This window comes from Paenibacillus nanchangensis, assembly GCF_046543445.1.
In the GTDB taxonomy this organism is placed as follows: Bacteria; Bacillota; Bacilli; order Paenibacillales; family Paenibacillaceae; genus Paenibacillus_AQ; species Paenibacillus_AQ nanchangensis.
Map to the genome: position 1 here is coordinate 153,271 of NZ_JBHOFD010000003.1, position 26,682 is coordinate 179,952.

Here is a 26,682-nt window from a genome sequence, read left to right on the forward strand (position 1 = left end):
GGTTGATTTGAAAAGGCGAAGATCATGATAAAATGAATATATTTTCAGTGTAGATTTTCTTGTGATCGAAAAAAATGACAGGGTGACTCAAGGAGTTATCATTACAAAGGCACAAATCGGAGAGACAAAAAGTAAATGGAATGGAAAGACACACACCAAGGGAGCAATGACATTGAAAAAATCTCGTCGTGGATGTTGAGTGCAGCATATAGGATGTAGTGACCTATGTACCCCGCTGGAGGGATTTACGGTTGAGACCGGAGCAGACGGGCAGAAGGCGCCGATGACTATAGATGTGCCGTTTGATATGCGTAAGCTGTCGCCCGGTTTAAGGGCGCTGGCCCGCCGCAGTTCGCTGACCCGTCGCGGTTAGTACTCGTGATAGAAATACGGAGTTAGATTAAGTATACATGCTTAAAAAAGGGTGACTGGAGGTTGATCCAGCCCCTTTTTTGCGTGCGAATTATGATTCCTTTCTTTCCCGAGCATAGGAATCGATGCTGCGCTCGGACACTTCAATCGAAGATGATTCAATCGATACTGGTTCATTTGATGCCGAATCAAGCTCAGGCGCTTCTGAAGCCACTTTCTCAGGCGCTTCTGAAGTCACTTTCTCAGGCGCTTCCGAAGTCGTTTTCTCAGCCGCTTCTGAAGCCACTTTCTCAGCCGCTTCCGAAGTCGCTTTCGCAGCAGATTCTGAAGCCGCTTTCGTAGCAGCTTCCGAAGTCGCTTTCACAGCAGATTCTGAAGCCGCTTTCGCAGCCGCTTCCGAAGTCAGTTTCGCAGCCGCTCTAATCGCAGCCACCTTTGCATCTACTTTTGAAGCCGCTGTGCCGGCACTGCCGGACACCTGCCGTCTATTTGCGCTCCAATCCTTATAATAATGAAATCTGCACATGCCCTTTGCATAATGCCGGCTGCTGCAGCCCGGCAGTTCACATGTCCGTTGTACATTTGCTTTTCTTTTTCCCAAGTACTGTTTCCCTCCCTCATCCAATAGTTTAAAAATTTCAGCTAACAAAAACTGAACACGAATGAGCCGAGAAGGGACGGCTTTATTCTGCAAGTCGTGCTTGGTGACGTACGTAGCGGAAAAACAGCCGGATTTATTGCGCTATAGCTGGGTGCGGGTAGCGCGGAATGGTGTATAGGGTGTATAAAGAAACAGAATGATAATCGATACGGATACCAAGGGAGCGATCACATTGACAAAAGTCCTCGTCGTGGATGATGAGAGCAGCATATCCGGTGCAGTGGCCTACGCACTCCGCCGGGAGGGATTTACGGTCGAAACCGGAGCGGACGGCCAGGAGGCGCTGGACCGGGTGCAGAGCTTCAAACCCGATGTGATGGTGCTTGACGTCATGATGCCGCGGTTGGGCGGTTATGAGGTGTGCCGGAAGCTGGAGGGAAAAGCCCGCCCTGCGATTCTGCTGCTGACCGTCAAAAACGACATTGTCGACAAGGTGCTGGGCCTGGAGCTTGGCGCCGACGACTATATGACCAAGCCGTTTGACATGCGCGAGCTGGTTGCCCGGGTTAAGGCACTGGCCCGCCGCGGGGCCTATGCCGCCCCTGAAGCGGAATGGGCTGAAGCTGCGGTTGCGAAGCTGGGAGGCGTTACCGCCGACCCAGTCAGCCGGACCGCCAAAGCGGGGGACGAGCAGCTCGAGCTGACGCCAAAAGAGTTCGATCTGCTGCTGCTTCTGCTGCGCAACCCCGAGCGGGTTTACACCCGGGAGGATCTGTTGGCCCAGGTGTGGGATATTGATTTTGCCGGGGGCACCCGGACGATCGACATTCATGTGCAGCGGCTGCGGCGCAAGCTGAAGCAGCGTCAGGGTCTTATCCAAACGGTCTACGGCATAGGCTACAAAGCTGCGGAGACGACTTGAGATGCGGGAGAAACGGCCGGTATTTGGACTTACCGTAAAAATAACACTGCTGCTGGCCGTTCTGCTTGCGCTTGTGGTTGCCGGGCTCAGCGCTTTGGTGCTGGCGGGCATCCGCGACGATCAGCGGGAGCGGCTGGAAGCGAATTTCGCCCAGCGCAGCGAGGCGGCGGAGCTGCGGCTCAGGCAGGAGCTGCTGACCGGGACCGATCTGGCGCCGGAAGCCTACCTCCAGGAAAACGGCCAGCGGCTCGCGGTCGATCTCGGCGCGCAAAGCGGCATGCCGGTGACGCTATACGACGCGGACGGCGCCGTGGTCGGCACTTCGCTGCCGTTTCAGCCCCGGGCCGATGCCGGCGATGCGCTTGCTCATACGGCGCTTGGGCATTCCGCCTATATTACACAGGGAAGTTCCCTGCTTTATTTGGCTCCGCTCTACAGTGAAGAGAACCGGATCGGCACGATTCAGTTTCATGCTTCGCTTGCTGAGCAGCAGGCTTTTTATGAAGAGATCCGCAAGCTGTTTCTGGTGGCGGGGGCCGGGATGCTAGCGGCGGGATTCGCAGCCGTGTTCCTGCTCGTCAGGCGGCAGGTCGGCGTCATCCGGCGCATGAATGAAGAAGCGAAGGCGATTGGACAGGGCCGCTATCCGGCAGCGCCTTCTTCCTTCCGCAGGGACGAGCTGGGTCAGCTGGCGCGCGGTATTTATGAGATGAGCGGCAGCATCGCCGCTTCCGTCGGGGCACTGAACGAGGAAAAACGTAAGCTGCAGGAGACGGCCCGGCAGCTGCGGGAGCTGGAGCAGCAGCAAAAACGGTTTATCGGCAACATCAGCCACGAACTGAAAACCCCGCTGACCTCCATCCTGGCTTACGCGGACCTGCTGGAAATGTACGGCGACGATCCGGCGCTGCTGTCGGAGGCATCCGGCGTCATCCGCTCCGAAGCACAGCGTTTGCTCAGCCTGGTGGAGCGCGCGCTGCAGCTGTCGGCTATGGATGTGTACGATTTTGAAACACGCGGGCAGCAGGTGGAGTTAACGCCGCTGCTTGAACACGCGTTAAGCCGGATCAAGGCGAAGGCCGAGGCCAAAGAGATTGAAGTGACCGCCGAGCTGCGCGGCGGCAGCGCCTGGGCCGATCCGGACAATGTGATGCATATTATGCTGAATCTGCTCGATAACGCCATCAAATACAACCGGCCCGGCGGTTCGATCCGGCTTTCGGTGAGAGAACCGGAAGACCTGTCAAGTCCGGCGGCGCTCCCAGATTCGGCGGGTGAAAGGTCAGGGGGATTAGCCGCTTCAGGTCCGGCAGAGACAGCTGACCTGACGGCCCGCCCGGACCCTGTAAATCCGCTAAACAGCACCTTCTGGATGGTCGAAGTAGCCGACACTGGCCCCGGGATTCCGCCGGAAGCGCGGGAGCTGATTTTTGAGCCGTTTTACACGGTAAGCGGCGACCGTTCCCGCACGAGCGGCGGTACCGGTTTGGGCCTGCCGCTGGCGCGCAGTCTTGCCCGCAAGCAGGGCGGAGAGCTGCTGCTGGCGGAGTCGGGAGCTTCGGGCTCGGTTTTCCGGCTGTTTTTGCCGAATGAACGTCCGGCGGAGAATGGCGTAGGCGGGGGCCCGGAGTCCGATTAGACTTCCGGGCTGTTTGCATTGTTTACAAGTTGGAAACAAGCCGGATATGCGGATGAAATATCGGCTCATTATACTGTAGTCACAGGGGGGGATGAAGATGTCAAAAGGAAAGGAAGCCGCAGGCCTCGGGTTGTCGCTGATGCTGATGGCCGGCCTGCTTAGCGGCTGCGGCGCGGCTTCCGGCGATGCTACGCACGAAGCCGAATCCTCGGCGAACGGCAAACGCGAGCTTACCGTCGTCAAAGAGAACGCAGCCCCCAAGGCCGAGCGGACGGGTGCTGCGGCAGTCAAAGCCGTACATCGCCTGCAGGGAGCGAATATCGAGCGCTGGCTGTCGGATGATGAAGCCGTCATTATGACGACAACCCGGACCAAGGCGGCGACGGACACCGAAGAAGCCCAGTACACCTATAAATGGAGCAAGGTGAACGTAAATACCGGCGCTCAAACGGAGCTCCCGGCAGCTGAAGCCCAGCACGAAGGGTTCCCGTACGTCAAAGCTTTCCCTTCGCCATCCGGCGGCAGGCTGTTCATCCAGACCTGGAAAAACAAATATACCGCAGAGAACACGCTGAAGGATCAGGCGACCGGAAACATTATCCCTGTGCAGGTAGATAATTATCTTGAATCCGGCGGCTGGCTGAACGACGGCGTTTATGTGCTGGCAGCCGGGTCGATGGAAGGCCGGGGCGAGATTTGGGCGATCGGAAAGGACGGCTCAAAAAACAAAATCGAACTGCGCGACGAAGCAGCAGCGCAGAGTGTTTTTCACCAGTTTACAGCAGGCGGCGGATACATCTACTACACCGATGGAGAGGGGAAGCTGAAGCGGTTTACACCGGAACAGCCTGAGCCCGATACCCTTGTCGAACAGGTTCAGGAGTTTCAGCTGTCGCCCGACGGAAAACGCATCGCCGTCTCCGCTGCGGATAGTGAAGGAACGCTCAAGCTGCTCATTTACGATTATGAAGGCAACCTGCAGGGGTCGCTGATTGCCGAAGGGGACCTGCTGCCGTATCTGTCCTGGTCCGCTGACTCGTCCAAGCTGGCATTCGCCGTTTATACGGAAGAAAAAGGCGGCATGAACGGCGTCTACGTGTTCAATTCGTCATCCGGGCTTGTCTCGCCTGTGGGCCCGTCGTATTTTCCAACCTATCCGCTGAGCTGGAATCCGTCCGGAACGCGGCTTGGGGTAACGTTTCAGGACAAACAGGAGTTAAGCGCCACGGTGATTATTGATTTTAAATAATATCCATTTAGAGAGGAACATGCCCTTATGAAAAAAACAGTATTAACTACGCTGGTACTTGGAATGACGTTAACGGGTGCCGCCGGCGTTTATGCCGGAACCCAATTGGATAAAATCACCGCCTATTTGAACCACACCATCACTTTCCAGGTAGACGGCCAAGCCTTTACGCCAAAAGACGGCAGCGGCAAATCGCTGACCGCCATCACGTACAACAATTTGACCTATCTGCCGGTCCGGGCGCTGTCGGATGCGCTGGATGTACCGGTTACGTATGACGCAGGCAGCAAACAGGTGCGGATTGGCAGCAGCAGTATCAGCAATGGAAGCGATGGCGGCGAAACCGGCGCGGTATCGGATTTGGTCTCCGTCAGCTACTCCGCTGAGCAAAAAAAGGCGATCAAAGCGGCTTTTGCCCAGTTCGATGGTTTTGAGACCGCCTATGCTCCGGTCCAGGCGGCTAAGGGAGACGCCTATGTAAGTGTAGGCGCGGGCGACGGTGTAACCTTGCGGTTCACCCACATGACGGTCAGCGTATCTCCACGCGATTACTCCGGCGGTTACGCGGCCAAGGGGGTCAAGCTGTCCAACGGAACCGCCGCAAAATGGTATACACCGGACAAAACGCCGCTGCTCGGCTTCCAGCTGGACGACCGTTTCGTGACGCTCAGCTCGCCGGACGGCAAAGTGAGCGCAAAGGAGCTTGAACAAATCGCTGTCAGCGTGCAGAAGCTAAAGTAGTTTTTTAACCCTATCCCGTTTGGCGGTTCCCGGGGGTGCTCTCCTTGGCGGGGACCGCCTGCAGGGGGCTGCGAGTAGGCCTAAGTCGGCCAAGCCGCTTCTCCGCCCTTGACAAGCCGTTCCTCCGGATGCTACGTTACATCCAAAATCGCACGGGGAAAGGAACCTTCATGTACGAACTGAAAACAAAAGAAACCGAAAACAGCATAATCGAGTTTATTGAAATGGTAGACAACCTCAAGAAGCGTGAGGATGCGTACAAGCTGTTGGATATTTTCAGCGAGACAACCGGATTTCCGGCCAAAATGTGGGGACCGAGCATCATCGGTTTTGGATCCTATCACTACAAGTATGCAACCGGCCATGAAGGGGACGCGCCGCTGGTTGGGTTTTCGCCCCGGAAGGCCAAAATCAGTTTGTATTTTGCAACAGGCGATACCCGGCGGGAAGCCCTGCTGCAGGAGTTCGGCAAGCACACAGCAGGGAAAGCGTGTGTATATATCAATAAAGTTGACGATATCCGGATCGACGTATTGCAGCAGCTGATCCGTGAATCCGTACAGTTTTTGCAGGAGATGTACCCGCAGGAGTAACGGTCTGCAGGACGTATCCGCAGGAGTAATTGAAGGACAGAGTATCTGATTAAGCAGCCTTACAACACAGCTCTGAACAAACGTGGTCTAACGCAGCCTGTAGACTGCGTTTTTTCTATTGGGATCAATTTACCGGAAGGAGCAGACGAACACCATGGGAGCCGGGCAGAATGATTGGAGCCAACCATCATGTGGATTATGATAAGCCTGATATGATAGTTAGGGGTACCTAACTCAAACTTAATGGAGCTCAATTCCACCTGTTAGGCTGTAAAAACAAACGCTTGTGCCGCCTCAATTATCACTTTTTGGTGACTATATCACAAAAAAGTGGGTACTGTTTTTCTTGTAACTTTTCCCCCATACTATCGTTCATAGGAGGTTCATGAGGCAGACAGAGCATCCTGCACCATATAAATCATTATAAAAGGAGTGTTATAGAATGGGGAAATTTGACGGGAAGGTAGCAGTTGTAACCGGAGGTACAAGCGGCATTGGTCTCGCGTCGGCACAACAGTTCGTAAAAGAAGGGGCTTACGTTTTTATCACGGGACGCAGACAACGTGAACTGGATGAAGCAGTAAAGCAGATCGGAAAGAATGTTACAGGTGTCCGAGGTGACATATCTAAATCGGAAGATCTAGATATATTATTCGAAACAGTTAAGCGAGAAAAGGGACACTTGGACATTCTCTTTGCAAATGCCGGACTAGGGTCATTGCTTCCATTAGGAGAAATTACAGAAGCACAATACTACAAGACTTTCGATGTCAACGTGAAAGGAACCATCTTTACAGTACAAAAGGCATTAGCTTTGTTCCCAAATAAAAGAGGTTCGATTATTCTAACGGGATCCACTGCTGGCTCGACGGGGATGCCAGCGTTTAGTATCTATGGTGCATCCAAGGCAGCGATCAGACAGCTCGTCCGCAGCTGGATTCTTGATATGAGAGGGACCGAAATTCGTATAAACATCCTTAGTCCGGGAACAGTCGTAACGCCGGCGTACGATGAGTTATTTGGCTCTGAACTAGATAAACTCCTGGAACAGGCAAAAAATGATATTCCGCTCGGCAGAGTGGGGCAGGTTGAAGAGATCTCCAATGCTGTCATGTTCCTAGCCTCTAATGAAAGCAGCTATATGAACGGCGTTGAATTATTCGTAGATGGCGGAGTAGCTCAAGTTTAACCAGGACATAATAATTTTCAAACGACAAAGATTTTTAAATCAACTTAAATGCGATTGTATTATCCCCTCCATGTAACGTTCAATTTTTCCTTCAGTGATCCTTGAAGGATCAAGCGATACATGAAGGGGATATTCTTAGGTCGGGAGATGGTGCATTGATATGAAAACATTTTTCTGTGAACTGGAAGTTACACTAGAGGTTATCGGAGGAAAGTGGAAGGGGCTTGTTCTGTACTATTTAATAAAAGGACCTAAACGGACGGGAGAGCTTAAGCGACTCGTTCATAATATATCGCAAAAGATGCTGATTCAAACACTTCGTGAACTGGAAACAGACGGATTAATTCGCAGAAAGATGTACAATCAGGTACCGCCTAAGGTGGAATATTCAACGACGGAACTGGGTCAATCACTTGAACCCATTTTGAGATCGCTTTGTGATTGGGGGGGAAATTACGCAGAGCAATCCTTCGCTCCGGGCGAGATTGAGATTTTGTATCTGGATTAACAGTTGTGCAGAATTTTACGTTGATGTTTTCGAGTGATGAGCAATATTCTAGTACAGGTTACTTCGTAATTAACAAAGTGCACTACAAAACTAAGGACATTAATCTATCTGTTTATATCAGGAGCTGAGAACCTATGAACCGATTCAGCCATATCGATCTTCGAGTCAACCGTTTGGAGGACGCTTTACCGTTTTACGAAAAGCTTCTGCCTGAACTGGGCTTTACCCGTACCTTTCACAGCGCCAACTGGAGAGTATTTGCCGCAGATGGGGAATTGCCCAGCGCCGCCTATTTTGCCATTACAGAAGACCCCAATCATAAACCTAACGAAAACCTCATCGGCTTCTGGGCCAACGATCATGCGGAGGTCGACCATATTGCAAAAGTGGTGAAGGAAAGCGGCGGTGTGATCAACGACGGCCCTAGGCTTTTCCCGATTAGTCCAACCTATTATGCTGTTTATTTTGAAGACCCGTGCGGAAATAAATACGAGCTGGTCAACCGGTTAAATTAAGCTCCCTGTTTTCCTGGCTGATCGGCCGGTCCTGGAACCCTAAATCCTAAATTCTAAATCTCGATTAGGGATCTGATGCTGTCTTTCAGCAGGGTTACCGGGCGGCCAATCAGCTTTTCCAGATCGGTAGAGGTCGAAGTGGTGTCGATCCGTTTTAAAAAGCTGAAAATCCAATGAGAAACCTCCGCGCTCTGATCCAGGGAGACGGGGCGGCCGGTCAGCTCGGACAGGATGCTGGCAAGCTCGTCGAAGGTCCATACGTTTGGTGACGCAAGCTCATAAGTTTTGTTGTGATGACCCTGCCCGGTTATTACGGCTGCGGCGGCGGCAGCCAGATCGTCACGCGTAACCGAGTTGAACGCCCATGGTCCCGGATTCACCCGCAAATGGCCCGAAGCGATGGCTGAATTTAGATCCAGCGCACTGATAAAGTCCGTGTAGAGCCCATTCCGTAAAAAAGTGTAGGGGATGCCCGTTGTGCGGATCGCATATTCCGTAGCCAAATGCAGATAGGTGAGCGAAATGCCGCTTTTTTCCGGAAAAGCAAAGCTGGTGTATAATAGTTGGCTGATACCCGCCTGCTTCGCTGCTTCAATTACATGGGCGTGCTGCCGCAGACGGACCGTATCGTCGGGATGCGGACTTGAAATCAGCAGAAGAGTTGACCCTCCTGCAAAGGCTTGCTGTAAAGAACCGGGATGATCGTAGTCGCACATGCGGACGGTGACTCCCAGGTCCTCCAATGCAGTTTGCGATTCCGGCTGGCGGACACACGCAACGATTGGACCGGGCCCAACCAGGGGAAGGAGCTGCTTGATGACCAGCCTTCCGAGTTTCCCGGCTGCACCTGTGATGAGAATAGACATGTTTCGGCACCTTCTTTGTCGAAATTTAGTTAAGCGCTAAACTAATTGGACGAAAAACGTTGCATTTCCTGCGGCGCCGGACATTGGACAAAAACGTTGGACAGCCGCGGCGCTGGACACCGCAACGCCTGCCCAACCCTTTATCCTTCGCGTAATTTCCGGAGTAAGGCCAGAAGCTGTGTTAATTCTTTGTCGTTTAATGCCTTCATTTTGCCGGCAACCTGTTGTCTGTTTACAGGCAGATGCTGCATCAGCAGGTGTTGGCCTGTGTTTGTTATTGAGATCACCGACTTACGGCCGTCCTGGGGATGGCTGTCCCGGCGAATAAGGCCTTCATTCTCCAGCGGGACGAGGAGCAAACTGATGTTGGCTTTGGTTACGCCGATCTGCTGTGCCAGCCGGGAGGGGAGCAGGGTGCCGCCTTCTTTCATCAGTTCCACCAGGATGCGTATTCTGGCTCCGTTCAAACCATGGGACTGCCAATACTTCTCGGAAACATCCACCAATTGAGCCGTGGTCTCGACCAGGGTAAAGAAAACGCGGTTTGGCAGCGGCAGATCCAGTACGTAATCCTGCAGATCATCCAATCGGTTACACCTCCCTAAACCTAAATAGTTAATCGCTTAACTAATTATATTATGGCGATTCGGTTCCTTATTTGTCAAGTGCTCCCTTATGCGGATTTCGGCGGACGGTTTCGATAAAATGCTGGGCCGCAGCGGACAGCGTCTCATTTTTGCGCGTACAGATGGCGATCGTATTCTCCAAATGAACGTCCGTCACATGTACCCGGCATAAGGCTCCACGGTCCACATGCTCTTTTACCACAAGCGAAGAAACAAAATTGGCCCCGTATCCTGCAATAACCGCCTGAATGGCTTCGTGCAGTCCGTTGAACTGCAGACTGATGCGCGGCATTGGAGCGTTGTAGGTCCGGCATAACGCCAGCAGTCTTGCCCGGGTCGAGCTGCCTTCCTCCCGCATCACGAAAGGCTCCTTCATCATCTCTGCCAAAGAAATCGTGCAGTTGGCGTACCTGTGCCCAGGCGCGACCACGAACCACAGTTCATCCCGGAATAAATGCTCCGTCGTAAGCGTGTCCGGATGATCCTCCGGCATGCCTCCGTATATGGCGATGTCGGCTTCACCCTGCAGCAGCTTGTTAAGCGCATCGCTGGAGTTGGTAGTCAGGATATTCATTTCTACCTGCTCGTACTGCTGCTTGAACTTGGCGATCCATGCAGGCAACAGATAATGGGAAGGCAAATAGGTCGCGGCGACGGGGACATAACCCTTGTAGCCCGATGCATAATCAGAGGCGTACTGCTCGATTTGCTGCTCGACGCCAAATAACCGTTTGGCCAGCATGGCGACGTTCTCGCCGGCGCTGGTCAAAGCGATTCCTCTTCCTTGCGGACGAAGCAGCGTGAGGGAAAGCTCGCTTTCAAACTTCTTGATCTGACTTGTAATCGCAGGCTGGCTGATATTTAGCAGCTCCGAAGCGCGTGTGACACTGCCGGTAGACGCAACGGTGTGGAAGAGGCGCAGGGCATGCAGATTCATCGGATCATCCTTTTCTATTCATATATTTAAATTATGATTATACGATTAACATATATTATATTTATAATTTATATTGACGTATAGTGAACTCAGGAAGTCAAATTCTTGAGAAGGGGCGTGTTGGTATGACGCAAAATAAACGATGGGCAGAGGTCGATGACTACCTTACGGAGCGTCTCATCCCGCAGGATTCCATTATGGATGAGGTGCTGGCCGCTAACAAAGAGGCCGGGCTCCCGGAAATTGACGTGACTCCTGGCCAAGGTCAGCTGCTGCAGATCTTTGCAAGGATGCAAGGAGCCAAACGCATACTGGAAATCGGCACACTTGGAGGATACAGCACCATTTGGCTGGCCCGGGCGCTGCCCGAAGGCGGACAGCTGGTGACGCTCGAGATCGATCCTGGCGCTGCACAGACAGCTCGGTCTAATTTTAAGCGGGCCGGGGTGGAAAAGAAAATCACGCTGCGAAACGGGGAAGCATTGATGGAGCTGGCCCGGATGGAAGAGGAAGGAACCGAGCCGTTTGATCTGATTTTTATCGATGCGGATAAACCCAACAACCCTGGTTATTTAAAATGGGCGCTTCGGTTTGCGCATCCGGGTACGGTCATTATCGGCGATAACGTCATCCGTGATGGGGAGATTGTAGCAGAAAACAGCGGTGATCCCCGGGTGCAGGGGGTGCGAACCTTTTTTGATCTGATCTCCGCAGAACCCCGGTTAACCGCAACCGCGATACAGACGGTGGGGGGTAAAGGATACGACGGATTCCTGATCGGCATCGTCGAAGAGTAACCCCGAATAGACAAAAACCTGCCAGGCCGGGACAATACACCAGCCGGGCAGATTCTTTTTTGTAGGAAGAGGCCAGCCGGAAACTTCGGTTTGTCCTCTTTTTGCTGTGTGTTCGAAGGGGTAACCACGAACGGATTTTGCTCACTCAGCTTGTTCATCCGGGGCAATTCCCGCAAATGCAGTCCGGACGATGTTCTCGACATATGTTTCCTCCAGCGTGTCGCTTAACACCAGCAGCTGGTAAAAAATCGGACCATACATCAGATCGATGCACAGCTCGGTATCCAGCTCCTTCTTCAGCTCTCCCCGGCTTATGCCGCGCTCCAGCATCTGTTTGGCCTCCAGCCGGCGGGGCTGGAAATACCGGGCGCGGTAGGCTTCCGCCACTTTGGGATCGAATTGGCCTTCCCCGATCAGCTCTTTGATCACCCGGCCCTCCCGGCTGGTCAGAAACCGGGCCAGGTTGGTCGCGTGAATTCGAATGTCTTCCCGTACCGAACCTGTATCGGGTACCGGCAGTCTTTCGGTTGACGCGGCCAGAAAACCGTCCATGACAACGGCCGCCTTCCCAGGCCACCATTTATAGATGGTGGCTTTGCTGACGCCTGCGCGTTCCGCGATTTTTTCTACAGTAACCGAGGCGAAGCCTTCTTCGAGCAGCAGTTCATACGATGCAGTGATGATGGATTGTTGGGTATCCGGATTGCGCGGACGTCCCCGCTTGGCGGTCATAGGCATGTCCTCCCTGTATACATAAAAACGATACGTTTATTATACCAAAAAAAGAATTAAAAAAACCTATTTACAAAACGATACGTTCAGTATATTATTTAGACATGAATTAGTGAACTGAACGTACAGTATTTAAAATGGAGTGAAAGAGGAGGAATTACAATGACTAAGAAACAAGCGGACGAAGGACGGCGGATTCCGGGCTGGCTGATGTTTTTATTGGCGGCTGCCTGCGGCCTGATCGTGGCTAACCTGTATTATTCCCAAACGCTGATTGGCCCGATCAGCGAAGCAACGGGCCTTTCGCTGGAATCAGCGGGATTGATCGTCACTTTGACACAGGTCGGCTACGTAATCGGACTGCTGTTTATCGTACCGCTCAGCGATTTGGTAGAAAACCGCCGGCTGACCGTCATTTCACTGCTTGCTGTGATTGCTGCGCTGTTAGCGGCTGCTTTTACGACCGGGGGAGCGCTGTTCCTAACCGCGTCTTTCTTTATCGGGCTTGGATCGGTTGCCGCGCAAATTCTGGTGCCTTATGCTTCCTTCCTGGCATCCGACAGCCAGCGCGGCCAAGTGGTGGGCAATGTAATGAGCGGGCTGCTGCTTGGGATTATGTTCGCACGGCCTGTAGCAAGCTTCCTGACCGGCATCTGGGGCTGGCAGGCGGTGTTTGCCCTGTCCGCCGGCGTTATTGCGCTGCTGACGCTGGTGCTGGCGCGGGTTCTTCCGGAGCGTAAACCTTCGCCTGCATTAAGCTACGGGGCGCTAATCGTATCGCTGGGCACCTTGTTCAAAAACACCCCAATCCTGCGCCGCCGGGCCATCTATCAAGCCAGTTTGTTCGGGGTGTTCAGCCTCTTCTGGACGGTTGTCCCGCTGCGGCTTGCGGACGATTTTGGGATGTCTCAGCAGGGAATTGCGTTGTTTGCGCTGGCCGGGGTAGGGGGAGCCGTTGCGGCGCCGATTGCCGGACGGCTTGCGGATAAAGGCTGGAGCGGGCGGTTAACCGGTATTGCTATGAGCATTGCCGTACTATCTTTTGTGCTGACGTATCTCGTCCGCAGTCATTCGGCCGTGTCCTTGGCGCTGCTCGTCGCCGCCGCGATCCTGCTGGATATGGCCGTGTCGGGTAACCTGGTCATCGGGCAGCGTGCGATTTATTCGCTGGGGAATGAGGCGAGAGGACGTCTGAACGGGCTGTTTATGGCGGTGTTTTTTATCGGCGGAGCGATTGGCTCCTCGCTTGGCGGCTGGGCTTATGCTAACGGGGGCTGGGGGTTGACAGCGCTGATTGGCGCAGGTGTTCCGCTGGCCGCATTCCTGTATTTTCTCACGGAATATACAAGCCGGGGACGGGCAGGACAACATTCCGTGAATTAAAGGTTGGATGCAGCAGGGCGCCGGCAAAATGCCGGCGCCTGTTTTTTATGCGATGGGGCTAGGACGTCATGGATGGAATTGTTGTTGAGCGAGCGGCTGGGAATATCGCAAAAAACGCCCCTGCTTCTACAAAAGAAGTCGAGGCGTTGACCATCCGTTACTAAAATTGTATACCCTTTTTTGGACCCACGATAATTACATGATAATTCGCCGGAAAGAATAAGTCTATATTTTTTTATTGTTTTCTCTATACTTGGAATTACATTTTTCAAGAATAGAGGGAGAAGCGATGACCATTCATGCTACGGAGAAGGAAGAAAGAAGATTTTTGGACGATATGCTCGCCAGAATCCGCGGGGCGGCCGAAGCGCTGGACGAGCGGATCCGGACGGCAGGCCGGGATATTGTGTTGGCCAAACAATATGTCTGGGAGAACCGGGATCAGCTGGATCCCGCCGAACGTGCCGCCAATGTCGTTGACATTTCCTTGGCCATCGACAGGGGAGAAAACGCGGTGCTGAAACGCAGCAGATTGCAGAAGCTGCTGTCATCGCCTTATTTTGGCAGAGTTGATTTTCAGGCTGATGATCAGAGAGCAGGGGGGACTTATTACATCGGTGTAACTGCATTTGACGAAGAGACTGGGCAGGAATATGCAATTTATGATTGGCGTTCGCCCGTCGCCAGCCTGTTCTACGATTATAGTCTGGGGCCGGCGCGCTATACAGCGCCGCAAGGCCAAATTGAGGGAACAGTGGAGTTAAAACGGCAGTACCGGATTCAGCAGGGGCAAATGGAATACATGATCGAAAGCGCTATGAACATCAATGACGATGTACTTCAACGGGAGCTCAGCCGAACCTCGGACGAGAAAATGAAGGATATCGTCGCCACGATCCAAAAGGAACAAAACGATATCATCCGAAACGAATCGTCCCGCGAACTGATTATTCAAGGCGCGGCCGGATCCGGCAAAACGTCCGTCGCGCTGCACCGGATCGCTTATCTGCTGTACAGGCATAAGGCGTCGGTTAATTCGCATAACATCCTGATTTTGTCGCCGAACAAGGTGTTTGCCGACTACATCTCCAACGTGCTGCCCGAACTTGGGGAAGAGCCAATTGCAGAGCTTGGCATGGAGGACATTGCGGCGGCCGAGCTTGCCGGGGTTTGCGAGTTTCAGACGTTCCACGAGCAGGTGGCGGAGCTGACGGAGTCCTGCGGCCCTGACCGGATTGAACGTATCCGCTGCAAAGCGGGGATCGAGATCATTCACCGTATAGATGCGTTTGTGGAGGAGGCAAGCGGCCGCTATTTTTGTCCGGTTGAAATCGGTTTTCCAAATCTTCATATCTCTGCAGAGCGGATTGCGGAGGCGTATCAATCCTTCGCCGGACTTCCGTTAAAACGCAGAGTGGACAAGACGGCGGCATCGGTTGCTTCCAATGCGCGCGACAGCGACGGAGGCAGGCTAAAGACAGCAGACACAAATAAAATCAAGGCTGCGGTCAAAAAAATGCTGAAGCTTCCAAACCTGCTCGCCTTCTATCAGCAATTTTATGCCGAGGCGGGCAGACCGGAGCTGTTTATGCGGCTAAAGCCGCGCAAATTGGAATATTCCGATGTTTTTCCGCTCCTGTATTTAAAGCTGCAGCTGGAGGGGGCGAAGGGGTATGAGGAAATCAAGCATCTGGTCATTGACGAGATGCAGGACTACACCGCAGTTCAGTACAAGGTGCTCGGCGAGTTGTTCAAGTGCCGGAAAACGATTTTGGGGGATGCCAATCAGTCTGTAAATCCGTATTCCTCTTCTTCCATCGGCGGCATCAAGCAGGTGTTTCCCGAAGCCGACACGGTCCATCTGCTCAAAAGCTACCGGTCCACTGTCGAAATCATCAACTTTGCCAAAAAAATCGCGCCTAACAGCCGCATCGTTCCGATCGAACGGCATGGAGCCGTTCCTGAAATGCTGTCTTCGGCCGATGAGCCAGAAGAAGTGGAGCAGATACGAGAGCTGATCGGCGTTTTCCGGACATCCGCCCACTACCGTACGCTGGGGATCGTCTGCAAGACGCAAACCCAGGCCCGGGCGCTGCATGAGCTGCTGCATTCGAATGGCAGCGGCGTATTGCTGCTGGATTTTGATAGTGTCAAGTTTGAAGAGGGCGTTATAGTGACCACGGTCCATATGGCAAAAGGGCTGGAGTTCGACCAGGTGCTCGTGCCTTTTGTGAATGCTTCAAATTATGATAACGAGCTGGACCGGAGCCTGCTGTATATCGCTTGTACGAGAGCGATGCATAAACTGGTGCTGACGTACCATGGAGAACGTTCACTGCTCATCCCCAAGGGCTAGGACGTATCATGATAACGGTCACCGTTCATCCTCGCATGCTAGGACAGAATAGGAGCCGCGGGCGAATTGACAAAATATTACGGGTCCGGTAGTATGGGAACATACATTCGAGGGTGGTGGGAATATGCTGGAATACAAGCAAGGGAATTTACTGGAGTCGGAGGCAGAAGCTTTGGTCAACGCCGTGAATTGTATGGGGGTAATGGGCAAGGGGATTGCCCTGCAGTTTAAACAGGCGTACCCTGGTAACTTTGAACATTATGCAGCGGCTTGTGCAGCGGGAGAGATGGCCCCGGGCCGGATGTTGGCCGTTCCTGTAGATACGGACTCGGCTTCCCGGTGGATTATTAATTTTCCGACCAAACGCCATTGGCGGGGCAAATCCAAGCTGGAGGATATCCGGAACGGATTAGCCGGATTAACCGAGACACTTCGCCAGCATGGGATACGCTCCGTCGCTGTGCCTGCTTTAGGCTGCGGGCTTGGCGGACTGGACTGGGAGGTTGTGAAACCGCTGATCGAAACGGCGGCCGCTGAACTGCCTGAAGTCAGGTTTGAGGTATACCTGCCAGCCGGGATTACGGAGAGTGCGGGGAAATAGCAGAAACAGCAGAAACAGCAGAAACAGCAGAAACAGCAGAAACAGCAGAAACAGCAGAAACAGCAGAAACAGCAGAAGCAGTGGAGGCAGCAGAAACATAAGAAACATAAGAAACATAAGAAACATAAGAAACATAAGAAACATAAGAAACATAAGAAACATAAGAAACATAAGAAACATAAGAGGCACATAGGAGTATAAGAAACCTAAACTGCATAGGGGAGCGCGCGGGCTTCCTGGATGCAGGCCTTTCAGGAGAAGCGCGGCGCCCCTAGCATTTTTATTGAGGATGCATGGTTCTCCTCTATTTAGGGAAGACGCAGGATAAGTGCGGGACGAACGCCGTCACGGGCCAAGCTGACATTGGCATAACTGCGGATACTGCAGCCTGGACCGACAAAATAAGCACGCGAAGGCTTATTCCCCCGGGTCCGCAGCCACCACCAGGAGCAGGCGGCCTCTTTGCCGTCTCTAACGATGTAGTTCTCTTTGTTCGACTTGTCATATACATACAAGCTGCATCCGTCGGCTTTTTTTAATTTGGCAAAGTCCGTCCCAACGGCCCGCCGCAATTCCCTGCCATGCAGTTCAGAAAATCTCTCTAGTTCGGCAACGCTGAGCACGAACACCTTGTCCTCCGTATCCGGACTGTCCGCTCCATTGTCTGTACAATGTACGGTTGCTATATATTCCTGTTCTGCTGCGCTGAAAGCGGCGTGATAAAATTCATCGTTCAGCCACTTGCGCAAATCGCAATCTTGCCATGTGATATCTGGGCTATCCCGCCAGGTAACATCCGCACTTTTGCCGTGATACCGCTTGCAGTCCAAAATATCTTCGCTCAATAAAAAACATTTGCTGCCTGAAATTTCGAGAATACGCCAAACAATCGGCAGCTTGCTCCCGTCTTCAGATTGCGGATACTGGCCGAAAGTAATCTTTTCACCGGGCTCAAAGCTCCGGTTCGGCGTGAAAGTAAAACTCCCTTTTCCCACGTAAGTCTCCTCCTTATTTTCCTTTATGCCTTTGATCATACAACATTCATGCAATCTTCCGGTTGAGCAGGGGATAACCTTGATACCGCAAGCTCTTATTTTCCGATTAATTACTCCCGTACTTTAAGGTTCAACTTTAAGGTGGGGATTTTCTGAGGTTAAGCGGATTGACAAAACCTGGGGAGATTATGTACACTTTTTTTATTCTGACCGTTCAGTATAAAAAAGGAGGCGGCGACAGATGCCGAAAATAGGAATGGAACCCCGCCGGCGGGCCGAGCTGATCAATGCCACCTTAACCTGCATCAGTGAGCGCGGGATGGAAGGCATGACCTTGGATAAAGTGGCGGAGTATGCAGGCTGTTCCAAGGGTGTCGTAGTCTATTATTTCAAAAATAAAGATGAGCTGACCGTAGAGGCGTTTAAAGCATTTATGGCCTACTATGGACGAAAAATCGAGTCCGAAATCCGTCCCGGCATGGCCGCTGGCGAGATGCTGGATATTGTGCTGAACCAGCTGCTGCCTCCCTACCGTGAACCATCCGGACGGGCAATTAATGTCTCGGAGCTGGAGGGAGCGGAGCAGATGGCGATCCCTTTGGAGGATCAGGCGCGGCTGTTTGTCCAGTTTTTTTCGAAAGCGATGACAGACCCGAATATACGGAACGTTGCAGCGGAAAGTTATCCGGACAATCTGCGCGGGATCGCCCGGATCTTCGAATACGGGAACCAGTCAGGACAGATGGCCGTAGCGGAACCGGCGGATGCCGCTTACGGTATGCTGGCGATGGTAATTGGACTCAGTTTTTTCCGGGTGGCTGGTGTGCTTCCAGCGGATGCGGAGGATAACCGGCAAATCGGGGAGAATTATGTAAGCAGATTGACCCAAACAATAAGCGGCTCAGACCGCAATGAGGAGGATAAACGGAAATGAAAATTACGAGAGTGGATGCAGGCGGCGGAATTGCCGTAGTTCACATCGGAGAAGCCGGCGGAGAAGCTGTGATAAGCGATGTACAATCGGCGCTGGACATGATAGCAACGGTAAGCTATGAGACGGGCTGCAACCGGATTGTGCTGGAGAAAGCACTGCTGGATGAGCGGTTTTTTGACCTGAAGACCCGGCTGGCGGGAGAGATTCTGCAAAAGTTCGTCAATTATGATGTGAAGGCGGCGATTGTCGGCGACTTCTCGGGTTATACCAGCAAAAGTCTCCGGGATTTCATTTACGAATGCAACCATGGCGCCGATGTGTTTTTCCTGCCGACCGAGCAGGAGGCCATTGCTAAGCTGAGTGCACTATAACGTGCGGAACGCGGAAAACAGGAGTGCCGAGGTACAGCTGTGGATGGAACCGGCCATGATCCGGATACCGGCCGGCGAGGTGAAGCTGAGGGACGACCGGACGAAGGCGGTTTGGACGGCGGAGGTAGATGATTTTTGGCTGGCGGCTGTCCCGGTTACGAATGCGCAGTACAGCTCTATGCCCGTCCTGCTGGATGAAGCTCTGCCGGGTGAAGTTCAGCCCAATAAAACCCTGCCGGGTGATCCGCTGGCTCCGGCCGTGAATTTGTCGTGGCTTGATGCGGTGAAATTCTGCAACATTCTCTCCCGTCATGCAGGTTTGCAGGAGTGCTATGTGATTGACCCGCAGGAAGTGCGGGTTATATGGAACAGGAAAGCGGACGGTTACCGGCTGCCCACCGAAGCGGAATGGCAGTATGCCTGCAAGGCGGACACGGACGGTTACCGGTACGGCGACCTCGGTGAAATCGCTTGGTATCGGGATAACGCGGAAGGCAGAGCACACCCGGTCGGCGGCAAAAAACCGAATCCATGGGGACTGTTCGACATGCTGGGCAATGTCTGGGAATGGTGCTGGGACGTGTATGATGAGCGAGTGTACGGGGAATATCGGATTTTTCGCGGGGGAAGCTGGGCGGAAGAGGCGAGGGGCTGCGGAGCGACCTGCCGCAGGCGCAGCCATCCGACTTTCCGGATCGACGATTTGGGGTTTCGGTTGGCGAGATCAGTGCGCCGGTAGAATGGAACAGCAGTGGTCCGGTAAGATGAAACGCGAGGAAATGCGCCAGCCTTAAGGGCCGGCGTTATTTATTTTGGACAGCGGCAAGTCGTCAACCTGCAAAAGGATACGAACCTAACTGGAGGGACCAAAGCAGATGTTATCCTTTATTATTGTTGTGATCACGGCAGCAGTCCTGCTAGTTGTGCTGAATAGGCTGGGCGTGCTTAAAACAACCAAGAAAATTGCCTATGTGTACAAGCATACCGGAAACGAACTGACCGTTACCTACAAAAGTTTTACCGGACCCGAGTTTTACAACTTCATGCTCGAAAAAAACAGCACAATAACGATATCCTATGACGTTCATGTTGAGAAGGGAGAGTTGACGCTGGAGTGGACTGAACGCAAGCGGCTGATTTGGCGGGAGACGTTCCGGGCGGACAGCCGCGGGTCGTTTACCGCCCAGACCGGCCATCGGCTCCACTGTGTCAAACTGGAAGGGAAGGACACCCGGGGAGGGTGCCATGTTGTTTTGGCCCAGCGCAAAATTTGCGATACTTAACCGTCCTCTCCACAGCGGGTGTTCTGCCCTCATAAAATCACCCCAAGCCTCATAAAATCAACCGTTCGGCATCTCTGAAATCATCGTGCAAATGGGCTGGAACGGCGTTTCAGCCCGCTGCCTCCAACCCGAGACCGATACGTGAACCGTTCTCCGGCAGGTTTTCCTGCCGGCTCCTTTTTTTTTACAATGCAGATGTTGACGTTTCAGCCATGCGGTTGGAACGAAAGAGCAGCATAACAAGGAGGCTGGGGAATGAAACAGAAGGGAATACATACGTCTGCTGACCGGGAGTGGGCGGTGGAGGCGAGCGGATTAATCAAAAATTTTGGCCAAAACCGTGCAGTTGACGGGGTGGATTTGAAGGTGCGCGCAGGCACGGTATACGGCGTGCTTGGACCAAACGGAGCGGGCAAAACGACGACAATCCGCATGCTGGCGACGCTGCTGCGGGCTGATGGCGGGACAGCTGCAATTTTTGGACATGATATTCAAAAAGAACCGCATATTGTCCGCCAGCTCATCGGCGTCACTGGCCAATACGCTTCGGTGGACGAATCGCTAAGCGCGACGGAGAATCTGGTGATTTTCTCCAGACTGCTGGGTCTCGGCAGGTCTGAGGCGAAGCGCAAAGCGGCGGAGCTGTTGGAGGAATTTGGACTGACGGAAGCGGCTGCCCGCCCGCTCAAAGCATTTTCGGGCGGCATGCGCCGCCGGCTCGATTTGGCGGCCAGCCTGATCGCGCGGCCTCCGCTTATTTTTCTGGATGAACCTACGACCGGCCTGGATCCGCGTACACGCGCACAAATGTGGGACACGATCCGCCGGCTCGTTCAAGCAGGTTCAACCGTTCTGCTGACGACGCAATACCTGGATGAAGCTGATCAGCTGGCCGACCGGGTGGCGGTTATCGACCGCGGACGGGTAGTGGCGGAAGGAACTGTTGATGAACTCAAGACATCGGTTGGCACCTCGTCGCTTCAGCTGCGGGTTGAGCAGCCGGGGCAGACGGAAGCGGCCCGGCTGTTGATTGAGCGGGTGTTGGGCGAGCGCAGCCAAGTGATACCCGAAGCCGGATTGATCACAGCGCCGATGGCCGAGGCCGGTCTGGTCACTGATTTGCTGGTGGCGCTGCGGGCGGGGGGCATCGGGCTCGCCGAAATCAGTGTGCAGAAGCCGACGCTTGACGAAGTCTTTTTAAGCATCACAGGACATGGCGTATCGGCACCTGCAGCCGCTCAGGAAGAGCACGCACGGCAGAAGGAAGGGGCAGCCGTATGAGCAGCTATATGACACATTCCGCCTCCGGTCACCCGTTGGCCCGGCGTCCCGGGATCCGGGCTTCGGTCCGCCAGTCTCTTACCATGGCTTACAGAGGCCTGCTAAAAATCAAACGGACCCCTGAGCAGCTCTTTGACGTAACGCTGCAGCCTATTTTGTTCACCCTGATGTTCACCTACATCTTCGGCGGAGCTATATCAGGGGATGTGCAGAGCTATTTGCCGGTAATCATTCCCGGTATATTGGTCCAAACCGTAGTTACCACCTCCATCGTAACCGGCGTACAGCTGCGGGAGGATATGGACAAAGGCGTCTTCGACCGTTTTAAATCGCTGCCGATCGCCCGGATTGCACCGCTGGCCGGTGCGCTGCTTGCCGATACGGTCCGTTATACAATTGCAACGGTGTTGACCTTCACCATGGGTTACCTGATGGGTTACCGGCCGGAAGGCGGTTTGGGTTATGTCGCGGCAGCTTCCCTGCTCGTGATCGCATCGTCCTGGGCGGTCAGCTGGATTTTTGCTTTTTGCGGCGTCATCGCCCGCAGCGCTTCGAGCGTTCAGGGGATTTCAATGATTGTGCTGTTTCCGCTCACCTTCCTGTCGAACGCCTTTGTGCCTGTAGACACGATGCCGGGCTGGCTGAAATGGCTGGCGGATGTCAATCCGGTCTCCCACCTGATCAGTGCCGTCCGGGAACTCACCAACAGCGGGACAATCGGCGGAAATTTCGTCTATTCGGTTATCGGAGCGGTGGTGCTGGTAGCGGTATTCGCGCCGCTTACTGTTCGTGCATACATGCGCCGGACCTGAGCCGGCGCCAGAACTTACGGTGATGCTTGCTCTGTATCTTTGAGAATGCCAAGGCGGCGTGGTTAACGATTGGAGTGGTGAAGGATAGCTCCTAGAACATTCCATTGGCATCTTTAGCTGGGTATATCTTCAGAACAAAAGAGCGGTAACCTGACGGGCGAGCTTGTCGACGTTCATGACACGCCGCCCGATCAGCGGCAGCTGGCTTAGAAGTCCGGTTCCGTAATTGGACAGGATGACGAAACCGGCTGCTTTTTCCCGGTTGAATGCGATAAAGCTGCTGGAGCCAAAGGTTCCGCCGTTATGCCACCAGGTAGCCGTTCCGTCTTTTTCTTTGTAGCGCATCCAGGCATAACCTACGGCGACGCCTTTGCCGGGGAATATTTCGTAATGCGGCTCCAGGCACCGGTCAATTGCAGAATCCAGGGCGGGATCGGAATGCGAACAGCCAAGATAAACGCTCAAATAGCTGAGCATATCCTCCAAGGAAGAATAAACGGCGCCTGCACCGGCTGTTGTGTCCTGGAACTGCCAATGGGGAACAGGCTCGCCTTTGCTGTTATATACGGGGGAAAGTGCTCCCGTATTAGCCGCCGCTCCGTTTATGCCTGTATGCGCCATGTCAAGCGGCTCCCAGATTTCGCGCCGCAGCGCTTCTTCCAGGCTAAGTCCCATGCGCCGCGCCAGCAGCCAGCCTAGCAGACCGTAGCCGTAATTGGAATAGCTGTGCTTCCGTTTGGGTTTCGGTGTTTCTTTTGCTAAAGCTTCACGCAGATGAGTGCCGGTATAGTTGGCGTAAGGATTAAGCCGGTCCTGCTTTGTCGCGGTTAAGTTCAGCGGAACGCGCGGCAGATTGGCCGTATGTGTCACCAAATGCTTCAGCGTGGTTTCCCGGGCAAAAGCGCCGGCTGCCCATGGGTCATCATCCCAGCCGGACAGGGAACTGTCAGCCTGCCACAGGCCTTTCTCTTCGCCGATGGACAGCAGCAGGCCGGTCATGGTTTTGGTGATGGAGCCGATTTCGTACAAATCAGAGTCTTGCTCCGGTGCATGATCCGGTGCATGGACGCCAGGTGTATGGTCCGGTGCGTAGCCCGCTGTTTGGCCCGGCGAATGATCCGATGTTTGATCCAGCGCATGATCCAGCGTATGATCCGTCGCACGGTCCGGCGCATGGTCCGCTGCTTCCTCATCTCCCCATACTGTACGTCCGAACTCCGTAATTACTCCGATCCTAAGCCGGTGTCCCGGCAGGTTTGCCAGCCGCTGATTTTGCGGCGCTGCCATTAGTCTTGACAGCTCCTCCCTTACCTTCATTTCCCTATACACCTCCGCAAATGGTATGCCGTTAGCCGAATTGTTTCGATGGTCAATCTAAATAACTTCACCTTTTGTACGAAGGAGTTTGACGGTCGTTTCATCATTTTTATAAAGATCGAATTTGTCTAAAAGCTTGAACGATCGGCTGCATAAGTTTACAATGAAAACCAGATTGCTTGTTGCCGAAAATCTTTATCGCGGCGGCGAAGCAAGGTGGAAGACCGAAAACGGCGCTGACGGAGATCGATTGGAACAAACAGACGAATCTCAAGGAGGACAATGATGCGTAAGACGATGGAGAGAAAACCGGAGTGGCTTCGCATATCGCTGAACACGGGTGAGGAATACAAGGAACTGAAAAGCATGATGCGCGGCCGCAAGCTGCATTCCGTATGCGAAGAGGCCAAATGTCCAAATATCTATGAATGCTGGAGCCAGCGGACGGCTACGTTTATGATTTTGGGCAGTATCTGCACCCGGGCCTGCCGTTTTTGCGCGGTAACTAGCGGCCTGCCGACGGAGCTGGACTTGGAAGAACCGCAGAATGTTGCGGAGTCGGTGCGCGATATGGGGCTGAAGCATGTCGTGATTACATCGGTTGCCCGCGACGATCTGAACGATCACGGCGCATCCATGTTCGCCGCCACCATCAACGCGGTGCGCAAACTGAACCCGTTAACGAACATCGAAGTGCTGATTCCTGATCTTGGCGGCGTGCCCGAACGGATTCAAACCGTACTTGATGCCAAGCCTGACGTGCTGAATCATAACCTGGAGACAGTCGCACGCTTGTCGGATAAGGTCCGTGCCAAGGCCAAATATGACCGTTCGCTCAGCGTGCTGCGGCAGGCGAAGGAGCTGCAGCCGGGGCAGACGACCAAATCGGGGATTATGGTTGGACTTGGGGAGACGAAGGAAGAACTGATCCAGGCCATGCGGGATCTTCATGCCGCCGGCGTCGATATCATTACAATTGGACAATACCTCCAGCCTACGTTGAAGCATATTGCCTTGGAGCGTTACTACTCACCAGAGGAATTCGCCGAACTTAAGGAAGAAGGACTTCGCATCGGCTTTGCGCACGTCGAGTCCGGGCCGCTTGTCCGCAGCTCGTACCATGCCCACGAGCAGGCAGAGCATGCCAAAAACCGGCAGCAAACCCAGGCGGCGTCGGAGTGAACAAGGAGGCGGATAAACGTTGAACGGGAACACAACGTATAACCGGGATTCCTCAAATGGAACGCCTCCCTGGCGGTTTGTACATACAGGCCGGCGCTCCGGCGCAATGAATATGGCAATCGACGAAGCGATGATTATTGCCGGGCATGAAGGCCGAATACCGCCTACTGTACGTTTTTATAATTGGCTGCCCGGTACGCTGTCGGTCGGCTATTTTCAGAAGGCGGAGAAAGAGGTCGACTTTGACGCCATCGAGCGGCACGGACTCGGCTTCGTGCGGCGGCCGACCGGCGGCCGGGCCGTGCTGCATGACCGCGAAGTTACGTACACGCTGACGCTGCCGGAGACGTATCCGGGGCTGCCGGCGTATGTGCAGGAGGGCTACCGGATGCTGAGCGAAGGCCTACTGTACGGCTTTCGGCGGCTAGGCCTGGATGCGGAGATGACGGGCGGATACGAGCAGGCGGCCGGGGATGGACTTCATGCAGCACGTCAGATCCGGTCCGCCGCCTGTTTTGATTCGCCGGCCCGCTATGAGCTTACGGTCGAGGGGCGCAAGATTGCCGGCAGCGCTCAAATGCGGTCGCGGGGCATCGTGCTGCAGCACGGGTCGATCCCCGTCGATCCGCAGACAGAGCTGCTGTTTGAACTGCTGCGGTTCCCCGAAAGCCGCTCCAAGGAGCGCTGGAAGCGGATCGTCGAAGAGAAGGCCGTGGCTATCAATGAAGCGCTGCGTGCCAAAAACGGCCGGGAGGTTACTCTCCCGGAAGCGGAGGAAGCCTTTCGCCTCGGGTTTGAAGAGGCGCTGGGCGTGCCGCTTGTCGCCGAGCCCCTCTCGGAATATGAGGAGGAGCTGGCGGCAGAGCTGGTCCGGACTAAATACGGAACCGATGCCTGGAATCGGTCCCGCTGAATCAACCCGGCAGGGGATAACGCCTGCCGGGTTTGTTTTTTTTTTTTTCTACGACTGACCAAATAACTAACAAGGATTTCCAGGGCCTTTGTCGAAGTAGTAGTTAGCCATTTTGGCGGAGGTCTTTTTCATGCCTTTACCTAAAAACAGAATCGTTCCAGATGAGAAAAATACTTTCGCCCCGAATTCGACCACTGTCTTCATTGCGGTTCCAAATTCAAACGTCGATGGCGCCCTTCGCCAGAAGGATCTCCTCATACGACTCCAAAACGTCAGTTACTCCGTCTTCCAGAAAGAACGAAAACGTTGGACGGCTCGCTTAGAAGAAGCAATGAAGCGCCGCCGCTTTCTCAGGAATCCACAAAAATACCTCTCAGAAGCTGAAAGCAGATAGTGTGTGTTAATTGGCCCAAAACGGGAGTTTCATACAGAAAAATTCAAAAGCATCAGCTAGTGATCTGATGCTTTTTTCATATAGAGCCCAAGGAATCTCCAATGGAGATTTCATATGGGGAAAACAAAGGCATCAGAAAGCAAAGCTTGATGTCAAGCTTTATGTTTAAGTTTTATCTATTACAGCGGATGGATTAATTACACCACAAGCAACATATGTTAGGGTGTGAACGCAAACAGTAAATTAAGGAAATACTCTGTAAAGTATGAGCTATGAGACGAAAATACGAGATAACAGATCGTGAGCGGGAAGTCGTTCAGATGTTTTTACAGCAGCCCGAAAATCACAAGGAGGTCGACCACCTAAAGACCGTCGTCAGATGCTAAATATCATTGTGGGTTGCCCACAGCGGACTAACACAGAACGCGATACAGAGATCTTTCCGGACTCAGAGGACGTTATTTCTGAATTTCTTGGGCTTTTGGGTTGCTTTGCGGACTCCAGGGTTGTTATTCGTACTAAAAACATCCAAACGATGGATCCTCTGCGTAAATAAGTGAATCTGAGTCCGTC

At 53.5% G+C, this 26,682-nt stretch carries 29 protein-coding genes; 21 read left to right on the forward strand and 8 right to left on the reverse strand.

The features are described 5' to 3' along the window. Positions 1-463: 463 nt before the first annotated feature. Positions 464-1,066 (reverse strand): hypothetical protein, encoded by a 603-nt coding sequence (locus ACE6ED_RS03240; protein ID WP_410825522.1) that lies wholly within the window; start codon positions 1,064-1,066, stop codon positions 464-466. Between the two features lie 139 nt (positions 1,067-1,205). On the opposite strand from ACE6ED_RS03240, the gene ACE6ED_RS03245 reads away from it, so the two are divergent. From ACE6ED_RS03245 to ACE6ED_RS03280, 8 genes are all read left to right on the forward strand, one after another. Further along, positions 1,206-1,895 (forward strand): response regulator transcription factor, encoded by a 690-nt coding sequence (locus ACE6ED_RS03245; protein WP_410825523.1) that lies wholly within the window; start codon positions 1,206-1,208, stop codon positions 1,893-1,895. A gap of 1 nt (position 1,896) precedes the next feature. Next, positions 1,897-3,534, forward strand: a complete 1,638-nt coding sequence (locus ACE6ED_RS03250; RefSeq protein WP_410825524.1) for a sensor histidine kinase — start codon at positions 1,897-1,899, stop codon at positions 3,532-3,534. A gap of 97 nt (positions 3,535-3,631) precedes the next feature. Then, positions 3,632-4,783 (forward strand): hypothetical protein, encoded by a 1,152-nt coding sequence (locus tag ACE6ED_RS03255; protein WP_410825525.1) that lies wholly within the window; start codon positions 3,632-3,634, stop codon positions 4,781-4,783. A 27-nt stretch (positions 4,784-4,810) separates the two neighbouring features. Beyond that, positions 4,811-5,524, forward strand: a complete 714-nt coding sequence (locus ACE6ED_RS03260; protein WP_410825526.1) for a hypothetical protein — start codon at positions 4,811-4,813, stop codon at positions 5,522-5,524. Between the two features lie 170 nt (positions 5,525-5,694). Then, a complete protein-coding gene (locus ACE6ED_RS03265) occupies positions 5,695-6,117 on the forward strand; it encodes a DUF1801 domain-containing protein (protein WP_410825527.1) in 423 nt (140 codons plus the stop codon). A gap of 442 nt (positions 6,118-6,559) precedes the next feature. Continuing rightward, on the forward strand, positions 6,560-7,306 hold the full coding sequence (locus ACE6ED_RS03270; protein ID WP_410825528.1) for an SDR family NAD(P)-dependent oxidoreductase: 747 nt from the start codon (positions 6,560-6,562) through the stop codon (positions 7,304-7,306). A gap of 160 nt (positions 7,307-7,466) precedes the next feature. Then, positions 7,467-7,814 (forward strand): winged helix-turn-helix transcriptional regulator, encoded by a 348-nt coding sequence (locus tag ACE6ED_RS03275; RefSeq protein ID WP_019685981.1) that lies wholly within the window; start codon positions 7,467-7,469, stop codon positions 7,812-7,814. Positions 7,815-7,948: 134 nt separating this feature from the next. Next, the gene (locus tag ACE6ED_RS03280; RefSeq protein WP_410825529.1) at positions 7,949-8,329 is read left to right on the forward strand and encodes a VOC family protein; all 381 of its coding nucleotides are present in this window, start codon (positions 7,949-7,951) and stop codon (positions 8,327-8,329) included. 53 nt (positions 8,330-8,382) lie between these two features. Here the strand turns inward: ACE6ED_RS03280 and ACE6ED_RS03285 are convergent, their stop codons facing one another. The 3 genes from ACE6ED_RS03285 to ACE6ED_RS03295 all read right to left on the reverse strand — a co-directional run bounded on the left by ACE6ED_RS03285 (position 8,383) and on the right by ACE6ED_RS03295 (position 10,758). Further along, positions 8,383-9,195 (reverse strand): NmrA family NAD(P)-binding protein, encoded by an 813-nt coding sequence (locus tag ACE6ED_RS03285; RefSeq protein WP_410825530.1) that lies wholly within the window; start codon positions 9,193-9,195, stop codon positions 8,383-8,385. A gap of 140 nt (positions 9,196-9,335) precedes the next feature. Then, entirely contained in the window at positions 9,336-9,782 is a 447-nt protein-coding gene (locus tag ACE6ED_RS03290) for a MarR family winged helix-turn-helix transcriptional regulator (protein ID WP_410825531.1), read from the reverse strand. A 67-nt stretch (positions 9,783-9,849) separates the two neighbouring features. Next, entirely contained in the window at positions 9,850-10,758 is a 909-nt protein-coding gene (locus tag ACE6ED_RS03295) for a LysR family transcriptional regulator (RefSeq protein ID WP_410825532.1), read from the reverse strand. A gap of 125 nt (positions 10,759-10,883) precedes the next feature. On the opposite strand from ACE6ED_RS03295, the gene ACE6ED_RS03300 reads away from it, so the two are divergent. Continuing rightward, on the forward strand, positions 10,884-11,555 hold the full coding sequence (locus ACE6ED_RS03300) for an O-methyltransferase (RefSeq protein WP_410825533.1): 672 nt from the start codon (positions 10,884-10,886) through the stop codon (positions 11,553-11,555). 141 nt (positions 11,556-11,696) lie between these two features. On the opposite strand, the gene ACE6ED_RS03305 is transcribed toward ACE6ED_RS03300, so the two are convergent. After that, complete coding sequence (locus ACE6ED_RS03305; protein WP_410825534.1) at positions 11,697-12,287, reverse strand: TetR/AcrR family transcriptional regulator; 591 nt, start codon at positions 12,285-12,287, stop codon at positions 11,697-11,699. 162 nt (positions 12,288-12,449) lie between these two features. On the opposite strand from ACE6ED_RS03305, the gene ACE6ED_RS03310 reads away from it, so the two are divergent. The 3 genes from ACE6ED_RS03310 (at position 12,450) to ACE6ED_RS03320 (ending at position 16,627) form a co-directional block, all read left to right on the forward strand. Next, on the forward strand, positions 12,450-13,670 hold the full coding sequence (locus ACE6ED_RS03310; RefSeq protein WP_410825535.1) for an MFS transporter: 1,221 nt from the start codon (positions 12,450-12,452) through the stop codon (positions 13,668-13,670). A 289-nt stretch (positions 13,671-13,959) separates the two neighbouring features. Then, positions 13,960-16,026 carry a HelD family protein gene (locus tag ACE6ED_RS03315; RefSeq protein ID WP_410825536.1) on the forward strand — a complete coding sequence of 689 codons (2,067 nt, stop codon included), beginning with the start codon at positions 13,960-13,962 and terminating at the stop codon, positions 16,024-16,026. A 124-nt stretch (positions 16,027-16,150) separates the two neighbouring features. Continuing rightward, the gene (locus tag ACE6ED_RS03320) at positions 16,151-16,627 is read left to right on the forward strand and encodes a macro domain-containing protein (RefSeq protein WP_410825537.1); all 477 of its coding nucleotides are present in this window, start codon (positions 16,151-16,153) and stop codon (positions 16,625-16,627) included. Here the strand turns inward: ACE6ED_RS03320 and ACE6ED_RS03325 are convergent. Then, complete coding sequence (locus tag ACE6ED_RS03325) at positions 16,605-16,844, reverse strand: hypothetical protein (RefSeq protein WP_410825538.1); 240 nt, start codon at positions 16,842-16,844, stop codon at positions 16,605-16,607. The two genes, ACE6ED_RS03320 and ACE6ED_RS03325, sit on opposite strands and share 23 nt — an antisense overlap. Positions 16,845-16,935: 91 nt before the next feature. Next, the gene (locus tag ACE6ED_RS03330; RefSeq protein ID WP_410825539.1) at positions 16,936-17,622 is read right to left on the reverse strand and encodes a DUF6273 domain-containing protein; all 687 of its coding nucleotides are present in this window, start codon (positions 17,620-17,622) and stop codon (positions 16,936-16,938) included. A gap of 241 nt (positions 17,623-17,863) precedes the next feature. Between ACE6ED_RS03330 and ACE6ED_RS03335 the strand changes: the two genes are divergently transcribed. The 6 genes from ACE6ED_RS03335 (at position 17,864) to ACE6ED_RS03360 (ending at position 22,303) form a co-directional block, all read left to right on the forward strand. After that, positions 17,864-18,556, forward strand: coding sequence for a TetR/AcrR family transcriptional regulator (locus ACE6ED_RS03335; RefSeq protein WP_410825540.1), 693 nt, complete (start codon positions 17,864-17,866; stop codon positions 18,554-18,556). Then, on the forward strand, positions 18,553-18,927 hold the full coding sequence (locus tag ACE6ED_RS03340; protein ID WP_410825541.1) for a DUF4180 domain-containing protein: 375 nt from the start codon (positions 18,553-18,555) through the stop codon (positions 18,925-18,927). The genes ACE6ED_RS03335 and ACE6ED_RS03340 overlap by 4 nt, the downstream gene beginning before the upstream one ends. A gap of 55 nt (positions 18,928-18,982) precedes the next feature. Then, positions 18,983-19,666, forward strand: coding sequence for a formylglycine-generating enzyme family protein (locus ACE6ED_RS03345; protein WP_410825542.1), 684 nt, complete (start codon positions 18,983-18,985; stop codon positions 19,664-19,666). Between the two features lie 136 nt (positions 19,667-19,802). Then, complete coding sequence (locus tag ACE6ED_RS03350) at positions 19,803-20,210, forward strand: hypothetical protein (RefSeq protein WP_410825543.1); 408 nt, start codon at positions 19,803-19,805, stop codon at positions 20,208-20,210. Between the two features lie 255 nt (positions 20,211-20,465). Then, positions 20,466-21,491 (forward strand): ATP-binding cassette domain-containing protein, encoded by a 1,026-nt coding sequence (locus ACE6ED_RS03355; RefSeq protein ID WP_410825544.1) that lies wholly within the window; start codon positions 20,466-20,468, stop codon positions 21,489-21,491. An 8-nt stretch (positions 21,492-21,499) separates the two neighbouring features. Then, on the forward strand, positions 21,500-22,303 hold the full coding sequence (locus ACE6ED_RS03360; RefSeq protein ID WP_410825617.1) for an ABC transporter permease: 804 nt from the start codon (positions 21,500-21,502) through the stop codon (positions 22,301-22,303). 129 nt (positions 22,304-22,432) lie between these two features. Here the strand turns inward: ACE6ED_RS03360 and ACE6ED_RS03365 are convergent, their stop codons facing one another. Further along, the gene (locus tag ACE6ED_RS03365; RefSeq protein WP_410825545.1) at positions 22,433-23,620 is read right to left on the reverse strand and encodes a serine hydrolase domain-containing protein; all 1,188 of its coding nucleotides are present in this window, start codon (positions 23,618-23,620) and stop codon (positions 22,433-22,435) included. A gap of 282 nt (positions 23,621-23,902) precedes the next feature. Here ACE6ED_RS03365 and lipA point away from each other — a divergent pair, with 282 nt between their 5' ends. From lipA to ACE6ED_RS03380, 3 genes are all read left to right on the forward strand, one after another. Then, positions 23,903-24,802 carry a lipoyl synthase gene (lipA, locus tag ACE6ED_RS03370; RefSeq protein ID WP_410825546.1) on the forward strand — a complete coding sequence of 300 codons (900 nt, stop codon included), beginning with the start codon at positions 23,903-23,905 and terminating at the stop codon, positions 24,800-24,802. A 106-nt stretch (positions 24,803-24,908) separates the two neighbouring features. Next, positions 24,909-25,715: a lipoate--protein ligase family protein gene (locus ACE6ED_RS03375; RefSeq protein WP_410825618.1), complete on the forward strand. Its 807-nt coding sequence runs from the start codon at positions 24,909-24,911 to the stop codon at positions 25,713-25,715. Between the two features lie 130 nt (positions 25,716-25,845). Beyond that, a complete protein-coding gene (locus ACE6ED_RS03380; RefSeq protein WP_410825547.1) occupies positions 25,846-26,109 on the forward strand; it encodes a hypothetical protein in 264 nt (87 codons plus the stop codon). The last annotated feature ends 573 nt before the right edge of the window (positions 26,110-26,682 follow it).